Consider the following 5,507-nt stretch of genomic DNA (forward strand, 5'->3'; position numbering starts at 1 on the left):
TGCCGTACAGATCCAGGTCGGCGTCGGCCCGGCGGACGAGGAGGGGCGCTCTTCGGTGAGCGTGCACTCCCGCGACGAAGGTGACCCCGAGGGGCCGTGGACCCGCCACGCCGCCGGATTCCTGTCCTCCGCCGCCGACGAGGAGGGGCCCGAGGACCTGCCCCAGTGGCCCCCGGCGGACGCCGAGCCGATCGCCGACGCGGCCTCGCTGTACGACCGCCTCGCCGAGACGGGATACGGCTACGGGCCGGTGTTCCAGGGGCTGCGTGCGGCCTGGCAACGCGGCGACGAGGTCTTCGCCGAAGTCGCCCTGCCGGAGGAAGCGGACGCCGCGGCGTTCACCCTGCACCCTGCACTCCTGGACGCCGCCCTGCACGCCACTCTGCTCCTGCCCCGGCGGCAGGACGGCGACGACGAACGCCAGGGCCTGGGGCTGCCCTTCGCCTGGAGCGGGGTGCGGCTGCGCCGGGCCGGTGCCGCGACGGTCCGGGTCCGACTCCGCAGTGCCGGGGCGGACGCCGTGACCCTGACGCTGGCGGACGAGACCGGCCAGGTGGTCGCCACCGTCGACTCGCTCGTGTCGCGCCCGGTGTCGGACGACCAACTCGGTGCGGGCACGGTCGGCGACTCGATGTTCCACGTCGCGTGGAAGCGGCAGCCCGCGGCCCACGCCGAGCAGGTGCCGCTGGCGGTGCTCGGCCGGGACGGGCTGGTGCCGGGAGCGCGGTCGTTCGAGGACCTGGCGGCGCTCGCTGCGGCCGTCGAGGCGGGGGGGCGGCTTCCGGAGGCGGTGGTGTGGCCGGTGGACCGGCCGCAGGCCGACGAAGGCGACGGTCTCGTACACCCCGAGGCTGTCTCCGAGACGCTCGCCGAGACGCTGGGTGTCGTGCAGGCATGGCTGGCCGACGAGCGGTTCGCGGACGCGCGGCTCGTGGTCGTGACGCGGGGCGCCGCCCCGGTCGCGGGTACGGGTGCGGACGTCGACCCCGTCGGCGCGGCGGCAGGGGGCCTCGTGCGGTCCGCCCAGGTGGAACATCCGGGGCGGTTCGTCCTCGTGGACGCGGCCACGGCTCCTGACGCGGACGCCGAAGAGCCCCTGATCGACGCGTCGGCGCTGGCCTCCGCGCTCGCCGCCGCCGAGCCCGAAGTGGCCGTGAGGGACGGCGCCGTGTGGGCCCCCCGGCTGACCCGGATGACCGAGGTGCCCGCCGCCCCGGCCGAGGCAGCGGACGCCCCGTACGGCACGGGAACAGTCCTGGTCACGGGCGCCTTCGGCGGCCTGGGGCGCGTCGTGGCACGGCATCTCGCCGAGCGGCACGGCGTACGGGACCTCCTCCTCGTCTCCCGCAGGGGCGACGCCGCCGAGGGCGCGGACGCACTGCGCGCGGAACTGGAGGCGGCGGGCACGAAGGTGGCCGTCGCCGCGTGCGACGTCGCGGACCGCGACGCGCTGGCCGCCCTCCTGGAGGAGACCGGCGCCGAGCTGTCGGCGGTGGTGCACGTGGCCGGAGTCCTGGACGACGGCATCGTCACGTCCCTGACGCCCGAGCGGCTGGACACGGTCCTGCGTCCGAAGGCCGACGCGGCCCTCCACCTGCACGAGCTGACGGCCGGCCTCGACCTGTCCGCCTTCGTGCTGTTCTCCTCCGCCGCCGGTGTGCTCGGCAGCGCGGGGCAGGCCAACTATGCGGCCGCCAACAGCCTCCTGGACGCGCTCGCGGCCGTCCGCCGCGCCCAGGGCCTCCCGGCGACCTCCCTGGCCTGGGGCCTGTGGGCGCAGGACAGCGACATGACGGGCAAGCTGGGCGGCGCGGACCTCGGCCGGATGGCGCGGGGCGGCGTGGCGGCCCTGTCCACGGAGGAGGGCCTCGCCCTCCTGGACGCCGCCGTGACCGCCACGCACCAGGCCCTGCCCGAGACGCCCGCGACCCTCGTCCCCCTCCGCCTGGACACCGCGTCCCTGCGGGCCTCCGCGGGCCCCGACGGTGTGCAGCCCGTCTTCTCGGACCTGGTCCGCACCCCGGCCCGCCGGGTCGGCCGGGCGCTCGCGCACTCCGGAAACCCGGCGGACGCCGGCGGCGCGGGAAGCCCCGGCACACCCGGGGCCCCCGCCCTCGTCCGGCAATTGGCGGGCCTTTCGGGAACGGAACGGGAGCGGGCACTGCTCGATACCGTACGGAGCAATGTGGCCATGGTGCTCGGCCATTCCGGGCCCGAGGCGGTCGGCGCCACCCGGGGATTCCTCGAATTGGGCGTCGACTCGCTCACCGCCGTGGAACTCCGGAATCGGCTCAACTCCCTTTCTGGCTTGCGTCTTCCCGCTACCCTCATCTTCGACTACCCGTCGCCCACGGCACTCGCGTCCTACCTGGACGAGAGCCTGCCGGGGGACGGCGGCACGGCCGAGGAGAGCGCCGCGGAGGCACGCCCCGGCGGTGTGGTCGCCGAACTCGCGGGCCTGGAAGCGGCGCTGGCCGCGGGCCCGCCGTCGGGCGACGAGCGTGCCGCCGTGCGCGGCAGGCTGCGGGCCCTGCTCGGCAGGCTGGACGCCGCGGAACCCGGCGCCGCCGACGGATCCGCCACGGCGGCGGGGACGGCGGCCACGGCGGGCGGGGACGGCGGCCACGGCGGCCATCGCGGACAAGCTGGAAGACGCCGACGACGATGACATGTTTGACTTCATCGACAACGAACTCGGCGTCTCCTAAAGCAATCCGCGAGCATTCTCAGAGCAATCCGCAGACAGTTCACAGAAATTCATAAAGGGGTCCGTAGGGGGAGGGTAGGGGTTGTTGCTCCTGCCCTCCCGCCGATGTGATGGGGTCGGCCCTCTGCGTTGAAGGAGTCGCACCGAAATGGCGAATGAGCAGAAACTCCGCGAGTACCTCAAGCGAGTTACCGCGGATCTGCATCAGACCCGGCAGCGTCTGCAGGACGCCGAGTCCGTGAGCCGGGAACCCATCGCCATCGTCGCGATGAGCTGCCGCTACCCCGGCGGCGATGAGCTGCCGCTACCCCGGCGGCGTCGCCGGACCGGAAGACCTGTGGCGGCTCGTCGCCGAGGGCGGGGACGCGATCTCCCCCTTCCCCGACGACCGGGGCTGGGACGCCGACCTGCACGACCCCGACCCGGACCGCCCCGGCAAGAGCTATGCGCGCGAGGGCGGATTCCTGCACGACGCCGCACAGTTCGACCCCGCCTTCTTCGGCATATCGCCGCGCGAGGCCCTCGCCATCGACCCGCAGCAGCGCCTGCTCCTGGAAGCCACCTGGGAGGCGTTCGAGCGGGCGGGCGTGGACCCGCTGTCCGTACGCGGCTCCAAGACGGGCGTCTTCGTCGGCGTCATGTACGGCGACTACGGCAACCGCATCCTGAGCAACCCCGAGGGCCTGGAGGAATTCGAGGGCTATCTCGGCAACGGCAGCGCGGGCAGCATCGCGTCCGGACGCGTCTCGTACACGTTCGGGCTCGAAGGCCCCGCCGTCACCATCGACACGGCGTGCTCCTCCTCGCTGGTCGCGCTGCACCTGGCCGCGCAGGCCCTGCGCCAGGGCGAGTGCACGATGGCCCTGGCGGGCGGCGTGACCGTCATGTCGACACCGGACACCTTCGTGGAGTTCAGCCGCCAGCGCGGCCTCGCGGCCGACGGCCGGTGCAAGGCCCGCCGCAACGGCCACCAGGTCCTCGCCGTCGTACGCGGCACGGCCGTCAACCAGGACGGCGCGAGCAGCGGCCTCACCGCCCCGAACGGACCCGCCCAACAGCGCGTCATCCGCGCCGCCTTGGCGAACGCCGGCCTCACGGCGAGCGACGTCGACGCGGTGGAGGCGCACGGCACGGGCACCACGCTCCGAGGCGCAGGCGCTGCTCGCCACGTACGGACAGGAGCGGCCCGAAGGCCCGTCCGGCGGCCGCGAACCCCTGTGGCTCGGTTCGGTGAAGTCCAACCTCGGCCACACCCAGGCCGCCGCCGGTGTCGCGGGCGTCATCAAGATGGTCATGGCGATGCGCCATGGTCTGCTGCCGCAGACCCTGCACGTGGACCGGCCTAACGCGCACGTGGACTGGTCGGCGGGAGCCGTCGAGCTGCTGACCGAGGCCCGTGAATGGTCGGCGCGGGAGGGCGGCGGTGCGCCGCGTCGCGCCGGTGTGTCGTCGTTCGGCGTGAGCGGGACGAACGCGCACGTGATCGTGGAGCAAGTTCCGGCGCCGGTTCCGGTGGAGGACCATACCGAGGACACTAAAACGAGCGTTCTATCCAGCGCTGTGCCGTGGTTGGTGTCGGGGCGCAGCGCGGAGGCGCTGCGGGCGCAGGCGGGGCGGCTGGCCGAGTACGCGGCCGGGCACGACGAGGTCGAGCCCGTCGACGCGGGTTGGTCGCTGCTCTCGGGCCGGGCGGCGTTCGAGCACCGCGCTGTGGTCTTCGGCCGGGAGCGGGAGGAGTTCCGGTCCGGGCTTGAGGCCCTGGCTTCCGGCGGTTCGAGTGGCGTGGTGTCGGGGTCGGTGGTCGAGGGCCGTACGGGGGTCCTGTTCACCGGTCAGGGCAGCCAGCGGATCGGCATGGGCCGGGAGTTGTACGAGGCGTTCCCCGTGTTTGCGGAGGCGCTGGACGAGGTGTGCGCGCAGCTGGACGGGTTGCTGGAGCGTCCGCTGAAGGACGTGATGTTCGGCGAGGATGCCGGGCTGTTGGAGCAGACGGGGTACGCGCAGCCCGCGCTGTTCGCCGTCGAGGTGGCGCTCTACCGCCTCGCTGAGTCCTTCGGGGTGCGTCCCCAGGTCGTCGGTGGGCACTCGATCGGTGAGCTGGTGGCCGCGTACGTGGCCGGGGTGTGGTCGTTGGAGGACGCGGCCCAACTCGTCGCCGCGCGCGGCCGGTTGATGCAGTCGCTGCCCGAGGGCGGGGCGATGCTCGCCGTCCAGGCGGCCGAGGAAGACGTCCTTCCGCTGCTGGAGGGCGTATCGGATCGCATCGGTGTGGCGGCCGTGAACGGGCCCGCCCAGGTGGTCCTCTCCGGTGACCGGGAGGTTCTGGCGGGCCTGGAGGAGACTTGAAGGTGTCCCACGCCTTCCACTCGCCGCTGATGGATCCGGTCCTCGATGAGTTCCGCAAGGTCGCCCAAAGCCTGGCGTATCAGGAGCCGAAGCTTGCGGTGGTCTCCAACGTCACCGGCGAACTGGCCGAGCCCGCCCAGCTCCAGGACCCCGAGTACTGGGTGCGGCACGTCCGCGAGGCCGTCCGTTTCCACGACGGCCTGACCGCCCTCACCGCGCAAGGCGTCTCGACGCTGCTGGAGCTGGGCCCGGATTCCGTCCTGACCGCGATGGCCCACGACACCGTCACCGACCCGGCCGCACAGACCGGCCTCGTCGCCGCCGTACGCAAGGACCGCCCGGAAGCGGACACGTTCCTGACCGCCCTCGCCCGGCTCCACGTACGCGGTGTCGCCGTCGACTGGACCCGGTTCTTCCAGCCGGTCGGGGCGCGCCGCCGCGTGGACCTGCCCAC

At 73.5% G+C, this 5,507-nt stretch carries 1 protein-coding gene and 2 pseudogenes; all 3 read left to right on the top strand.

Annotated features, from left to right (window positions below; genetic code table 11):
- The coding region (locus tag STRAU_RS26990; RefSeq protein ID WP_158692127.1) for a type I polyketide synthase at positions 1-2,668 on the top strand (2,668 nt) is incomplete at its 5' end.
- Between the two features lie 187 nt (positions 2,669-2,855).
- Positions 2,856-2,906: pseudogene (locus STRAU_RS44750) on the top strand (polyketide synthase docking domain-containing protein); the annotation flags it as partial.
- Between the two features lie 91 nt (positions 2,907-2,997).
- A pseudogene (locus STRAU_RS40625) lies at positions 2,998-5,507 on the top strand (type I polyketide synthase); the annotation flags it as partial.

The sequence above is a fragment of the Streptomyces aurantiacus JA 4570 genome (assembly GCF_000414115.1).
Classification (GTDB): domain Bacteria; phylum Actinomycetota; class Actinomycetes; order Streptomycetales; family Streptomycetaceae; genus Streptomyces; species Streptomyces aurantiacus_A.